The sequence below is a fragment of the Citrobacter sp. R56 genome (assembly GCF_016811995.1).
GTDB classification, from domain to species: domain Bacteria; phylum Pseudomonadota; class Gammaproteobacteria; order Enterobacterales; family Enterobacteriaceae; genus Citrobacter_D; species Citrobacter_D enshiensis.
The window spans coordinates 827,698-841,248 of sequence record NZ_CP069159.1 but is presented as its reverse complement, the minus strand read 5'-3'; the positions used below and the strand labels follow the sequence as shown (position 1 = coordinate 841,248).

The 13,551-nt window shown below is 48.9% G+C and carries 11 protein-coding genes; 2 read left to right on the top strand and 9 right to left on the bottom strand.

Annotated features, from left to right (window positions below; all coding sequences use genetic code 11):
• The first annotated feature begins 2 nt into the window (after window positions 1–2).
• A complete protein-coding gene (gene arsA, locus JM656_RS04000) occupies window positions 3–1,760 on the top strand; it encodes an arsenical pump-driving ATPase (protein ID WP_304521082.1) in 1,758 nt (585 codons plus the stop codon).
• A 30-nt stretch (window positions 1,761–1,790) separates the two neighbouring features.
• Here the strand turns inward: arsA (JM656_RS04000) and arsC are convergent, their stop codons facing one another.
• The 5 genes from arsC to arsR are packed head-to-tail and all read right to left on the bottom strand — an operon-like array spanning window position 1,791 to window position 6,095.
• The gene (gene arsC / locus JM656_RS03995) at window positions 1,791–2,216 is read right to left on the bottom strand and encodes a glutaredoxin-dependent arsenate reductase (protein ID WP_203360103.1); all 426 of its coding nucleotides are present in this window, start codon (window positions 2,214–2,216) and stop codon (window positions 1,791–1,793) included.
• Window positions 2,217–2,228: 12 nt separating this feature from the next.
• A complete protein-coding gene (gene arsB / locus JM656_RS03990; protein ID WP_203360102.1) occupies window positions 2,229–3,518 on the bottom strand; it encodes an arsenite efflux transporter membrane subunit ArsB in 1,290 nt (429 codons plus the stop codon).
• A gap of 45 nt (window positions 3,519–3,563) precedes the next feature.
• Window positions 3,564–5,315: an arsenical pump-driving ATPase gene (arsA, locus tag JM656_RS03985; RefSeq protein WP_203360101.1), complete on the bottom strand. Its 1,752-nt coding sequence runs from the start codon at window positions 5,313–5,315 to the stop codon at window positions 3,564–3,566.
• Between the two features lie 17 nt (window positions 5,316–5,332).
• Window positions 5,333–5,695 carry an arsenite efflux transporter metallochaperone ArsD gene (gene arsD / locus JM656_RS03980; RefSeq protein ID WP_203360100.1) on the bottom strand — a complete coding sequence of 121 codons (363 nt, stop codon included), beginning with the start codon at window positions 5,693–5,695 and terminating at the stop codon, window positions 5,333–5,335.
• 46 nt (window positions 5,696–5,741) lie between these two features.
• Window positions 5,742–6,095, bottom strand: coding sequence for an As(III)-sensing metalloregulatory transcriptional repressor ArsR (arsR, locus tag JM656_RS03975; RefSeq protein WP_192613370.1), 354 nt, complete (start codon window positions 6,093–6,095; stop codon window positions 5,742–5,744).
• 407 nt (window positions 6,096–6,502) lie between these two features.
• Here arsR and JM656_RS03970 point away from each other — a divergent pair, with 407 nt between their 5' ends.
• Window positions 6,503–7,336 (top strand): sugar phosphate isomerase/epimerase, encoded by an 834-nt coding sequence (locus JM656_RS03970; protein ID WP_203360099.1) that lies wholly within the window; start codon window positions 6,503–6,505, stop codon window positions 7,334–7,336.
• A gap of 200 nt (window positions 7,337–7,536) precedes the next feature.
• Here JM656_RS03970 and JM656_RS03965 read toward each other — a convergent pair whose 3' ends face one another.
• The 4 genes from JM656_RS03965 to JM656_RS03950 all read right to left on the bottom strand — a co-directional run bounded on the left by JM656_RS03965 (window position 7,537) and on the right by JM656_RS03950 (window position 13,048).
• Window positions 7,537–8,433, bottom strand: a complete 897-nt coding sequence (locus JM656_RS03965) for a LysR family transcriptional regulator (RefSeq protein WP_203360098.1) — start codon at window positions 8,431–8,433, stop codon at window positions 7,537–7,539.
• A 595-nt stretch (window positions 8,434–9,028) separates the two neighbouring features.
• Window positions 9,029–9,721, bottom strand: a complete 693-nt coding sequence (locus JM656_RS03960) for an RraA family protein (RefSeq protein WP_203360097.1) — start codon at window positions 9,719–9,721, stop codon at window positions 9,029–9,031.
• Between the two features lie 34 nt (window positions 9,722–9,755).
• The gene (locus JM656_RS03955; protein ID WP_203360096.1) at window positions 9,756–11,195 is read right to left on the bottom strand and encodes a DASS family sodium-coupled anion symporter; all 1,440 of its coding nucleotides are present in this window, start codon (window positions 11,193–11,195) and stop codon (window positions 9,756–9,758) included.
• A 701-nt stretch (window positions 11,196–11,896) separates the two neighbouring features.
• Window positions 11,897–13,048: a DUF2920 family protein gene (locus JM656_RS03950; RefSeq protein ID WP_203360095.1), complete on the bottom strand. Its 1,152-nt coding sequence runs from the start codon at window positions 13,046–13,048 to the stop codon at window positions 11,897–11,899.
• Window positions 13,049–13,551 lie beyond the last annotated feature (503 nt).

Below are 13,551 nucleotides of genomic sequence, written 5' to 3'. Positions count from 1 at the left end.
TGATGAATATGCCATTTTTAAAAGCAATCCCCCCGTTCATTTTCTTCACCGGTAAAGGTGGTGTCGGTAAAACATCTCTGGCCTGCGCCACTGCGGTATGGCTGGCCGATCAGGGTAAGAAAACACTGTTGGTCAGTACCGATCCGGCGTCTAATGTCGGTCAGGTATTTAGCCAAACCATCGGTCACCGGATAACGGACATGACTGCCGTAGACAATCTTTCCGCGATGGAAGTTGACCCGATGGCTGCCGCGCAAGCCTATCGCGATAGAGTGCTTGATCCGGTTCGTGACATGATGCCAGCCGACGTGGTGCGCAGTATTGAGGAACAGCTTTCGGGTTCCTGTACGACGGAAATCGCGGCATTCGATGAGTTTACCGGCCTGTTGACCAACCCTGAGTTGCGGGAGATGTATGACCATATCGTCTTTGATACCGCGCCAACCGGGCATACGATCCGCATGCTTGAGCTGCCGGGAGCGTGGAGCGGCTATCTGGAAGCAAATCCCGATGCCGCAGCTAATCTTGGACCACTGGTCGGACTGGAGAAACAGCAGCACCAATACGCAGATGCGGTTAAAGCATTATCTGACGCCACGCTTACGCGCCTGGTACTGGTCGCCCGCGCCCAGGCTTCAACGCTAAAAGAGGTTTCACATACCCACGATGAACTCTTCGCAATAGGGCTGCAGCATCAACATCTTGCCATCAATGGCGTGCTGCCCCCGTTCGCGGGTAAAAACGATCGACTGGCGCAAAGTATCCTGGCGCGGGAAGAGAAAGCGCTACGGGCAATGCCGGAGAATCTGGCGAATCTCCCCCGCTCGCAGCTGTATCTGAAGCCCTTTAATCTGGTTGGTCTGGATGCGCTGCGGGCGTTATTTACTGACAGCAACGCATCATCAGAGACGCCCATCACTGCTCTGAACACCCTCAATTTGCCAAAACTTGCTTCGCTGGTCGATGAACTGAGCCAGGCAGGAAAAGGTCTGGTCATGACGATGGGTAAAGGCGGCGTAGGTAAAACAACCGTCGCGGCATCGGTGGCGGTATCGCTGGCTAAGCGCGGCCACAAAGTCCACCTGACGACGTCCGATCCGGCAGCACATCTTTCTTATACGCTGGATGGCTCGCTGCCTAATCTTCAGGTTAGCCGTATCGACCCGAAGGCAGAGACAGAGCGTTATCGCCGCTTTGTATTGGAAAATCAGGGCAAAGGATTAGACGCTGAAGGACTGGCGGTGCTGGAGGAAGATCTCCGTTCACCATGCACCGAAGAGATCGCCGTTTTCCAGGCCTTCTCACGGGTCATTAAAGAAGCCGATAACCAGTTTGTCATTATGGATACCGCACCGACAGGCCACACGCTACTGCTACTGGATGCGACAGGGGCGTATCACCGTGAAATGGTGCGCCAGATGGGGAAAACACATGACCATGTGATTACGCCAATGATGCAGTTGCAGGACCCGGACAAAACAAAAGTGATTATCGTGACGCTGGCTGAAACCACGCCCGTGCTGGAAGCGGCGAATCTGCAGAACGATTTGCGTCGGGCCGGGATCGCGCCGTGGGCATGGGTTGTGAATAATAGTCTTGCCGCTGCGATACCGTCCTCCCCCTTCCTGATGACCAGGGCGAGTAGTGAGCTACCGCTGATCTCTGATGTAGAAGAACAGTATGCGACGCGTATTGCGTTAACGCCTTTGCAAAGCGAGGAGCCGGTTGGAATAGATCTGCTGGAGAAAATGGCGAAGTAATGAATAAGGGGGCAAACGCCCCCTTAATCTTTATTTCAGTCGTTTACCAGCAACATCTACGACTTGCTCACCGTCTTCCTTGGCGAAAGCCCCTTTCTGCGCATCCGGCAGGATATCCAGAACCACTTCGGAAGGACGACACAGTCGCGTTCCCAGCGATGTCACCACAATCGGACGGTTAATCAGAATGGGATGTTGCAGCATAAAGTCGATGAGCTGATCGTCAGTAAAACGGTCTTCGGCAAGCGCTAACGTTTCATACGGCTCCACGTTTTTACGCAGCAACGCCCGTACCGTGATCCCCATATCGGCAATGAGTTTGACCAACTCATCGCGTGACGGTGGATTCTCAAGATAATGAATAACAGTCGGCTCGATACCGCTGTTACGGATCATCTCCAGCGTGTTGCGCGAGGTGCCGCAGGCCGGGTTGTGATAGATGGTAATGTTGCTCATATCAGTATCTCATTACAAAGTGACAGAGAGACGTAGCGCCAGCGCAGCCAGCGTTACAAACAGCACAGGCAGGGTCATGATAATCCCGGTGCGGAAGTAGTATCCCCACGTGATTGTCATATTCTTCTGTGAAAGTACATGCAGCCAGAGCAGTGTTGCCAGGCTACCAATAGGGGTGATTTTCGGCCCCAGATCGCAGCCAATGACGTTGGCATAAATCATCGCGTCTTTGATAACGCCGGTCGCGGTGCTGCCATCAATCGACAATGCGCCAACCAATACGGTCGGCATATTGTTCATAATAGAAGAGAGGAATGCGGTCAGGAATCCTGTCCCCAGCGTGGCGGCCCACAGTCCTTTATCTGCCAGTACGTTCAGCACGTCAGAGAGATAATCCGTCAGCCCGGCGTTACGCAGCCCGTAGACCACCAGATACATCCCCAGCGAGAAGACAACGATCTGCCAGGGCGCGCCGCGCAGCACTTTACCGGTGTTAATGCCATGACCTTTTTTGGCCACCGCAAACAGGATTGCCGCCCCCACCGCCGCAATCGCACTCACAGGAATCCCCATCGGCTCAAGGACAAAAAAACCGACCAGCAGAAGGAGAAGTACAATCCAGCCGGTTCTGAACGTCGCCGGATCTTTGATGGCTTTTGCAGGTTCTTTCAGTCGCGCCAGATCGTAATTGGGCGGGATATCTTTGCGGAAAAACAGATGCAGCATCACCAGCGTGGCAGTAATGGCGGCAATATCCACCGGCACCATAACTGACGCATATTCCGCGAATCCCAGCTCGAAGAAATCAGCCGAAACGATATTGACCAGGTTTGACACGATGAGCGGCAGACTGGCGGTATCGGCAATAAACCCTGCCGCCATCACGAACGCCAGCGTGGTGCTTTTACTGAACCCCAGCGCCAGCAGCATAGCGATAACGATCGGCGTCAAAATTAACGCCGCGCCATCATTGGCAAACAATGCCGCCACCGCCGCGCCGAGCAAAACAATATACGTAAACAGCAGACGCCCACGCCCATTTCCCCAGCGGGAAACGTGCAGTGCAGCCCATTCAAAAAAGCCGGACTCATCCAGCAACAGACTGATGATAATGACGGCAATAAAGGTTGCCGTGGCGTTCCAGACAATATTCCACACTACAGGAATATCATCGATGTGTATCACACCCGATGCCAGAGCCAGTACGGCACCCAGCGTGGCGCTCCAGCCAATGCCTAATCCCTTTGGCTGCCAAATAACCAACACAATGGTCAGGATGAATATGGCTCCTGCCAGTAACATAAAACCTCCTGACAGGGCAGCTATGCCACCCTGTTTACGTAAAAATTAACCTGCGAGTTGTTTGAGTTTTTCGATGCCCGTCGGCTCTGACACCAGCAGCGGCACCAGCGCGACACGAGAGGCGTGCTGCTGTTTAACTGCCTCTATTTGCGGGAGTTCCTGTTGCGCACGCAGACGAAGCAGCGGCGAACGTGTATCCGAAATAGAAAGGCTGTTATTGATGATCCAGCCCCAGGGATGAATTCCCGCACGTTCAAGGTCGGTCTGCAAATTTGCCGCCTCCAGCACAGGCGTGGTTTCCGGCAGCGTGACCAGTAACACTTTGGTTCGCTCCGGGTCCTGAAGCTGCATCATTGGCGTGGTGAAATGGCCCTTATCGCCCATTTTCTTAGCAATTTCGCGGTGATACGCCCCGGTGGCATCCAGCAGCAGTAGCGTATGCCCGGTGGGTGCCGTATCCATGACCACGAAGCGCTTACCCGCTTCACGAATCACCCGTGAAAAGGCCTGGAAGACCGCAATCTCTTCGGTACAAGGAGAGCGTAAATCTTCTTCCAACAGGCGTTTCCCCGCATCGTCTAGCGCTTTTCCCTTCGTCTCAAGGACATGCTGACGATAGCGTTCCGTTTCCTCGTGAGGATCGATCCTGCTGACCTGCAGATTGTTAAGACTGCCGTTAAGGGTTGTGCTGAGATGCGCCGCAGGGTCAGACGTTGTCAGATGGACATCAAATCCCCTGTCGGCCAGCCTGACAGCAATGGCTGCCGCCATCGTGGTTTTCCCTACACCGCCTTTGCCCATCAGCATAATCAGGCCATGTTCATTGCGAGCGATGTCATCAATCAATGAAGAAAGCGATGGAATTTCAGGGTGTTGCTGAATACTTTCTTCAGGAAATGACGCCATCGCAGGCTGCGAGGTGAGAAGCCCTCTCAGTGCCGGTACGCCGACCATATTGACTGGTTGAAGGAATAACGTGTCCGTGGGGAGTGCCGACAAACCTGCGGGAAGATTAGCCAGCGCCTCCTGCTCTCGCCGCCCTATTGCAGCAGTCAATGTATCGTTTGCCGCGTCGGTTTCAGGCAGAACGCCATTGATTACCAGAAACTGGTTTTTAAGGCCAATCGCGGCAAGTTCGTCATGCGTACGCGCAACTTCCTGCAAGGTGGATTTTTGCAGTCGGGCGACCAGAACTAATCGGGTGCGTTTCGGATCAGAAAGCGCCTCAACGGCATGGGCATACTGTTCACGCTGCTTTTCCAGCCCCGCCATCGGGCCGAGACAGGACGCGCCATCGGGATTGCTCTCAATAAAACTGCTCCAGGCGCCTGGCAACTGGAGAAGGCGAATAGTATGACCGGTCGGTGCGGTATCAAAAATGATATGGTCAAACCGGGTCAGCAGAGAGGCGTCGGTCAGCAATCCGGTAAACTCATCAAACGCGGCAATCTCTGTCGTACAGGCTCCCGAAAGCTGCTCATTGATGCTATTGACCACGTCTTCAGGCAGAAGACCTTTAATGGGATCAACGATTCTGGCCCGGTACTGTTGCGCAGCGGCTTGAGGATCAATCTCAAGTGCCGACAATCCAGGCACGGTGGCTATTGGCTGAATAGTATTGCCTATCGCCTGGCCAAAGACCTGACCTACGTTTGAGGCCGGGTCGGTACTGACCAGCAGCACCCGTTTGCCCTGCTCTGCCAGACGAATTGCCGTGGCGCAGGAAATAGAGGTTTTACCCACTCCCCCCTTACCGGTAAAAAACAGATAGGGAGGGATATTCTGTAAAAATTTCATCTGTCCTCCTGACATTTTCAACAACAGGACGTATCACCACCACAACAACGTGTCGGTGCTAATCCCACCTTCTCCAGCGGAATACCAAACCAGCGAGCCAGTTCAGCGCGTTTTGGGTAACGCCCTGCCATCACCGTTTCGCCATCCAGCAACAACAGCGGAAGCCCTTCAGCCCCGGAAGCCTCTAGAAATGCTTTCGCTTTCTCGTTTTGAACAAAACTCATCGGCTGTTGTGCCAGGTTGTAACGTTCGACCTGAACACCACGCCCTTTCAGCCATTGCACATCCGCAGAAAAATCGACCAGCACCTGATCAACATCAGTACCGCAGACACCAGTGCTGCAACACAGCGCGGGGTCAAATACCATCAACGTTTTCATTTCAATTCCTCACATTCGAAAAATCATATATGTTCAGGCAAATTTTTTAGATGCAAACCGCTTTACCGCTGCCAGAACAGTTAGCGGATGCCAGCTTACGGGCGATGGCCTGAACGTCGTCCTGTTGGCTTAACCAGGCTTGCTCGATCACCTGAGCAGACCAGGAAGGAATATGTGGAGATAATCGGTAATGAACCCATTTCCCCTGCTTACGATCCAGCAATAAACCGCTTTCCCGTAGCATTGCCAGATGGCGAGAGATCTTGGGCTGAGACTGATCCAGTGCCGTGCAGAGATCGCACACGCACAGTTCTCCCATCTCTCTGAGCAGCAAAACGATGCCCAGACGAGTTTCATCGGAGAGAGTTTTGAAGAGTTGTAGGGAAGTCAGAGACATCATTCCTCCTGTTCAATGTAAAGACAGGATACGCCGCTCAAAAATAAAATCAAACACACGTTCACTAAAACAGATATGAAAGACAACCTTCCCCATAGGTTCAGACATGTGACATAGCGCTTACTCTGCGTATCAAGCTAACCTGTGCTTTCAACTCAGTTTATGGCCAACGTACTGGCAGCCCCCCATGAGCAAAGACAGTATGGCGGAAGGCAGCATGGGCACCTCTCTTTAACCATCTTTAATGACTCTAAAGTGTCTGTTAAACCTGCGGCTATTCAGCGATGAAAACGGCTGATACCATTGCTATAGCATCAACATACAAGTATCCCCCCTTTCTTCACCTGTGGATAAAGACGCTAACGACATCACTGTCTGGCATTTTTCCATGGAACTTTAACGGAGTCGTTATGCGTAAATTGAACATTGGTGCCCGGGGACATGACCTCAGTGGGCAGACCCCGGCAGAAATGGTGGCCTTTTCCCGTGAACTGGGCATTGACGGCCTGCAGCTGGCAATTCACAAAAGCTGGGAAGAGGCATACAAAGCCCGCGATATTGAGACGATTGTCGGCAATATTAAGCAGATTCAGGAAGCAGGGATATCGGTGTTCCTGCTCGCCAGTTACTTCAACCCGGTCCATTCGAACACCTCATTTTTGGCCAGTGAGATAGAGCGCGCGCGGTTCAATATCGACATGGGTCTGCGCTGCGGTATCGGGCTCATCGGTAGCGAAACGGGCTCTCTGAATGACGATGCATGGACATGGCATCCGGAAAACCACTCAGAACCCGCCTTTCAACACGTACTGGCCAGTTTTCAGCAGTTACAGCCCAATCTGGAACGTGCGCAATGTCGTTTCCTGGTTGAGCCTGTATACGATCATGTCATTTATGATGCCGACAGCCTGATGCGCCTGAATACTCAACTCGGCGAACACTTCTGTGTGACCTTCGATATTGCCAATTTGCTCAATGCTGACAATGCGGCGTCATGGGAGTCTATCTTCGAAGATTTCCTTAACCAGCACGGACCACGCATTCGTCTGTTCCACTTTAAAAATTTCGTCCTCGAAGGGGAGCAAAAAATCCCAGTTCGTCTGAATGAGGGCCTTATTGATTATGAGAAAGTGCTTACGATGCTGGCAAATCACGGACTCACTCAGGTCCCAATCATCGTTGAGGAGTTGCAGGGAGAAGCGCTGAGCGACAGCATAGCTTATCTGCGTCAACTGCAGTTTTGACCAGGCGGTATGCCGTGACGTAGTGGTTTCAGGAACGGAATCGAGTACTGTTGATAGCCATGAACAGTACTCGATTCTCCGGAAGGCGCGGTTGCCATTGTATTCTGGTGTTCCGGGAAGATGGAGTTCATCCGCTCGTTGGACAGAGAGCAGCAGCACTCGTTGCCCCCTGTCCACAAGGGGGCGAGATGACGCAGGCACTAATTCAATGCGACCTTTTTCATCGTACTGAGGAAGTGTTGAATGTTGGGGTTGGTATTTTTTGATCGGTAAATTGCATAGATATAACAATTACAGTGAAAGTCCGAGATGGGCAGAAATGCAATATCCTGTCGATTATTATCAATGACGGTTTTGCCAACTAAGGTAACCCCCAGTCCAGCGGCCACGAAGGATAACGCGGAATGTATTTCTCTGGCTTTGTAGGAAATCACCGGGGACAACCCATTTTGTTTGATTTTTTCAACAACGGTATCTGAGAACTCGCTTTTTTGATTACCCGGAAAAGTAATAAATGGCGAGTTGCAAAAATCTTTCAGAGTTATAAATTTATTCCTTGTAAGATAATGATTTTTTGGTACGGCAGCAAATAACGGATCGATAAGAATCAACTCCCGACAAAAATCATTATCCACCTCCTGTTTTTGCTCCATAGCACGGACGAAACCTAAATCAATAACCTGCTCAGCTAATAACTCATATTGATTTGTGGAGAGTCCTTCCTTTAAATTAATATCAATATGTCCGAAGCTATTAGTAAACTGCTTTATGGTTTCTGGCAAAATATTGAAAATAAGCGAGCGAATTACACCTATGTTTAATGAGGTGGATTCAGAGTTGGTGTAACTACAAATATCATTTTCAAAGGAATCGAAGTTAAATATAATTTCCTGTGACCGTTGGTAGACAAACCGACCAAATTTGGTCAGTGTCATTGGGCGGGTACTTCGATTGAATAACTCATTGTTCATTTCTTTTTCTAAGGCGGCGATTTGCATGCTGATCGTCGTTGCACCAATTTGTAAGTCAGCTGCCGCAGGGTTAATACCGTTTTTTTCCACAACCTTACAGAAGTACCTCAACTGCTTAACATTCATGCAATCCCCCAGCCTGTCACAACAATTCATTGATGCTTAAAAGCTAATTAATACAGAACTTCTTAAGAGCGATAAATTGAATTTTGTTAAAACCATGCCGTTGTACTCATTCTTGACAAAGAATTTGGCTAAATTTAAACAAACTCACTCACCGCTCCGGTATAGCCCACTCACTGACCTCCAGGCATAGCAATATCCGCATTCTCAGCAACAACCAGATTGCTCATTACGTGAGGAAAACCACTCTCCGTTGCTAGTCTCCCGGTACCACTTCATTAATCAATTCAGAAACCTGAGGCCCAACAATGGCCCCCAAGAATGCGGTCTGTGAGCTTGTCGGAGTACAGGGTGCAACAAATAAACGCTGCCAGTCAGTGGTGATCTTTTCGGGAAATTCCCCCATGATTCATAGAAGCCTTTAAGAAACCCGGTATTATCTTCGTTGAATAAATCCATAGAATAGAGAAAGGGTGATATCTTTTTTCCTCTGCTTATCAGGAGAACACTATATTTAAGACATAGCATTCTCCTGGGTAGAAGATGAAATCAACTCATATAAAATCACCCGGCTTACAAAAACACCTGGTTGGATTCCTTACTTATTATAAGCAGAGTTAATAAACTCGCATTTCTTTGACAGAAGAACCTGATCTACCCAGGTGTTGTCTCGCCTACCTTCTTTAATTAATTTAATTAAATCGAACTCTTTCTCACCTTTACTTTTTGCCTTTTCGTAAATCTCTTCCGCATCACCGGGAGAGATTACTACAACACCATCGTCATCTCCAACCAAAATATCGCCGGGATTAACCACGACACCACCCACGCTAATGGGAACATTAATTTCACCGGGACCTTCTTTGAACGGCCCGGCGGGTGTTACGCCAACCGCGTAAACAGGAATATCTAATGTGCTCAGAACCGCGACATCACGAATGGCACCATCAATAATGATACCGGCAAGTTTTTTTTGCTCTGCTGTCCTTATCATTAGCTCGCCCATTATGGCATTGGAAACATCTCCACGGGCATCCACGATAATGACATCCCCTGGTAAAGCCATTTGTAATGCTTTATGCACCATTAGGTTGTCCCCCGCCCGGGTTTTCACCGTAAAGGCAACACCTAAGAGATTATTTTTCCCTATTTTACAGATCCGTGATGCCATAACGCTGGAACGGTTCATACAATCAGCGATATTTGCAACGGGCACCCCGTTAAAATTATTGACGAGGGTTGGATCAGGGCGATTGAATTCAGTAAAGATCCTAAATCCTGTATTACTCATTTCACATCTCCTACGACAGGGTATTAACGGATAGTTAGAAAAGACCGAGCCAACGCCAGTAAGTTAAGGCCATCAGGCTATACACAAAGACGGCAACGGTACAAATTGGAATGCCCACCTTAGGAAAGTCGCTCATTCTCATTTCATTTGTGCCATAGACTAATAAGCTTGAAATAGTGTTAAAAAACAAGAATAAAGGAAATCCACTTATAATCATACCAGCCGGCATTGCCAGGATTATCGGATTGATATGTGCAGCCTCAGCAATACTGATCACAATAGGGATGAGCATAGTGGCCATTTTGGTCGTCCCCATAAAGGGGATGTGCATGTATTGCACAATGAAAATAACAATCAACAGTAAGGCCAGGATTGAGACTTCACCAGAGACATTAATTAACTGGAATAACGATGTCGCTACCCATTTCGCGGCTCCTGTCGAGATTAACAGGTCTGCGATAATGAACCCACCGCCCATGATTAGCATAAACTGGAAAGCCGACGTTTTGGCAGCATCACCCCAGTTGATGACGCCGAAGAGGAACATCAGACAGACACCGATAATCGCCGCGATTGTGGTATCAATGTTAGTAATGCTCCCTGTCATCCACATCAATACGACGAACAGGAATATTAAACAACTCTTCCATTCATCAGATGACATTTTCCCCATGCTGTGCAGTTTTTCTGCAACCAGTTCCTTCCCGCCAGGAATTTCATTAACTTCTGCCTTAAATACAGTTTTAATCAACCACCATGCAAATATGGTAACAATAAGTGCCGGAGGGAATCCGTACATGAACCATTCGGCGTAAGAAATCTTTGTACCGGTCGCTTTAAAGATGAAGTCAGCGGTAACAGGATTCGGTATTGTAGCCGTCAATATACCCGCACTAATAATTGAATTGGTAAAGGCCAGCGTTAACAATAATCCGACGGCAAATTTACTGCGTTCGTCTTTGGGTATTCCGCAATTCTTTTTGAAAATTTCTATAATGCTAATACAGATAGGCAAAAGTGCCGCCGTTCTGGCTGCCGTAGAGGGAATGATGAATGCCAGTGCAATATTTGCGATAGTGATACCTAATGTAATACGTACCGCGGTACAACCTACTTTTGACAACAGCCAATAAATTAACCGCTCAGCAAAGCCACTTTTTGACATTGCAGGTGCCATTAATAGTGCAGAGACAATTAAAAATATTGACGATGTAGAAAAGTTATTTAACGCTTTTGGCACAGTTATTATTTGTAAGCCAACCACCACTGGCACCATAATTAAACTAACAATGGCGAGCGGAACAGGTTCTGTGGCCCACAGAAAAATAATACCGACAAATAGCGCTAAGGCCTTTTGCCCCTCAGGGGTTAACCCTTCCGGGGTGGGTAGGAAACATATAAAAAAAACGATTACCACTGCCATCCCAAAAAAAAGGATGCTCTGTGCTGGAGTTTTTACTTTTTTTTCAGACATAATCTCCCCACTAATTATGGTTAAATGAATTTGCATCCAGCAAAACCACTCGATTATTTTTATGTGGAATTTTTAATATGGTATAAAAATTTAATAATCCATATTTATATCCTTTATGATGCGACTATCGTAATGTCTCCTAATTAATATCGGAAGACAACGAGACAGGATTGAACATAAGCTCAAAAAAAAATGAATCAATACAAATTAGTAAAGATTCATTTATATTTTTCTCGTTAAAACAGCAAATTAGGCATCAACCTGTTATCGGATGACATTCGTTGTTTATGCATATTTGTGACCTCATCATTATTTTTTGAGGTTCTCTGGTCGGTTGGAATCGAGTACGTCTCTGTCAGGCAATGGTTTTGTCAGTGACACGCCATTCGCGTCGTTCGCTTTAGGGATGAAATCCGACCCTAACCTCTAATATGATCCCGTCATAATCGAGGTCAGGGTCGGAACTAAAACGGATCTATTAACAACAGGACTTGTGCTGAGGGAGGATCGTTTAAGTTCAATTGGCTAACAGAATTCTATAACTGCTGATTTATCAAAGGAAAGTTGAGTCTGGAGCGGGTGGTTTCCTCGCCTGGATACTACCCTCCCCCTCTTGTGCAGCATGCCCCTGAATAAGATGGGACGATGCAGGGCTGGTAATGGATTGACAGGCTCTCATCACCGGCTTTATTGGGCACGGATCAGTCGAGTAAACAGCGCCTGGCCCGGATATCGCCATGGCGATAGTCAAATTCGTACCGATACTTTCCGGCGTGATAGATAACGTGCTCAGCGGCGGCGTATTTGAAAGGGCGGGCTATGGTGTGAAGCATCTCACAGCCGCGCTCGAAAAAGGTAAACATAGAAAGCCCCATGCCATGATCGGTATTTTTGATGTAGCTACCATCAATGTCACTGGCATCATAGATCAGCATTTCGACAGGCCAGCCCAGCTCCAGCATGGTCTGCGCCATTTCCACTTTAGCCGCCAGCGGGGCGATATTGCGATCTTCAGCAGAATGAACCATCAGACAGAAGGTCTGATTAGCCCCCTGGCTGACCATCTGCTCCAGTTGTGAACGACTAAAACCCCGGATCAGAAATTCACTCGGACCGAAGTAATGGGGGTGCCCCGCGGTTTTGCGCCAGGGAGAATTTACGCTCATCGCCAGCGTCACCCGTTCGTTGGCCCCGGCGGAGTACTCACATGCCCCTATTTCGCGCCCGAAGACATAGGTAAGGTTAGGCTCAGCCCAGGAGGAGTTATCAAACAGCGCGCGAACCAAGCCTGGCCTGAGTTTATTCACCAATTGTGCAAGATATCCCCCGTAAGACGCGCCCACCAATATGATGTTGTCACGGTTGATCGGATAACGAGTCAGGGCGTCGTTAATGGCAGCCACAATGTCCAGTGCGGCCATGATGCCAAAGTTTTGGTAGGAACCATCCGGTGGCGTCAACGAGGCGGTAAGCGTAAGAGGTGCGTCTGGTTTGAGGGCGCAAACAGCCTTTAACACCTGTTCATCTGTGCCATAACGGGCAATTTTGAGCGGTAAATGAGCTTCGAGTTGACGACGGTCTTCAGGTTCAAACGTGACTTTGGCTCCGACCTGAGGACGTGAACGCATGCAAAAATATTCGATGCTCAGAGCCGCACAGCCGTGACGCCCGGCAACCTTTTCGCAGAAGGCCTGGGTATACCCACCAAGATCAGCACCAAAACCAGGTAAATAGACGACGAGCCCATTACTTCCCCGTTCGGGTTGGTAGATTCGATAAGGCACAGCGCGCTGGGGGCTCAGACCTAGCTCAAAATCGGGATAACCAGCAATGGTATGGTCAACGATAGTCATGATGATGTGCCACTCCTGCATCAGGGAAATCGTAACGTACTCAGCAAATTTGTGATTAGAGCATTATTCGGTTGATGAGGGACGACCCTCGCGGCATCCATGAGGGACACACTGGCACAATCGCTCAATCCTTCTTCCACCATCGACCTGTAAGGTGCCAGTTCCTTATCCTTAAAGGCGACCTCATTCTCCCCTGACTTAAATCCGGCAGTCTGATTATTCTGTGGCTGGGTCTGGTTGACCGCTGCACGCTATTTAATAACGGCGATGAGAAGGAAGTGAAACGGTCAGGAGGCTTAAAGCCGTGTTACTCAAGGACGCAGCGCGTCATTTCTGACAGAGTCGTATATTCGCCCAGAGACAGGGGCTTTCCGCTTCTGACCTAAACTAATAACCGGGCTGATTAAAATTGCAATGAACTAATATCACATTTAACCATGGTTATAATAGGGCCTTTCGGTTAGTCTGGTTTCTTAAACAGATAAGCCGGACCTCTTTACCGT

Bases quoted from the DNA above. Each gene is read 5' to 3' on its own strand.
- arsA (WP_304521082.1), top strand. From the start codon at position 3: ATGAATATGCCATTTTTAAAAGCAATCCCCCCGTTCATTTTCTTCACC.
- arsD (WP_203360100.1), bottom strand. From the start codon at position 5,695: ATGAAAACGTTGATGGTATTTGACCCCGCGCTGTGTTGCAGCACTGGT.
- JM656_RS03960 (WP_203360097.1), bottom strand. From the start codon at position 9,721: ATGAGTAATACAGGATTTAGGATCTTTACTGAATTCAATCGCCCTGAT.
- JM656_RS03970 (WP_203360099.1), top strand. From the start codon at position 6,503: ATGCGTAAATTGAACATTGGTGCCCGGGGACATGACCTCAGTGGGCAG.
- JM656_RS03950 (WP_203360095.1), bottom strand. From the start codon at position 13,048: ATGACTATCGTTGACCATACCATTGCTGGTTATCCCGATTTTGAGCTA.
- arsR (WP_192613370.1), bottom strand. From the start codon at position 6,095: ATGATGTCTCTGACTTCCCTACAACTCTTCAAAACTCTCTCCGATGAA.
- arsA (WP_203360101.1), bottom strand. From the start codon at position 5,315: ATGAAATTTTTACAGAATATCCCTCCCTATCTGTTTTTTACCGGTAAG.
- JM656_RS03965 (WP_203360098.1), bottom strand. From the start codon at position 8,433: ATGAATGTTAAGCAGTTGAGGTACTTCTGTAAGGTTGTGGAAAAAAAC.
- arsB (WP_203360102.1), bottom strand. From the start codon at position 3,518: ATGTTACTGGCAGGAGCCATATTCATCCTGACCATTGTGTTGGTTATT.
- JM656_RS03955 (WP_203360096.1), bottom strand. From the start codon at position 11,195: ATGTCTGAAAAAAAAGTAAAAACTCCAGCACAGAGCATCCTTTTTTTT.
- arsC (WP_203360103.1), bottom strand. From the start codon at position 2,216: ATGAGCAACATTACCATCTATCACAACCCGGCCTGCGGCACCTCGCGC.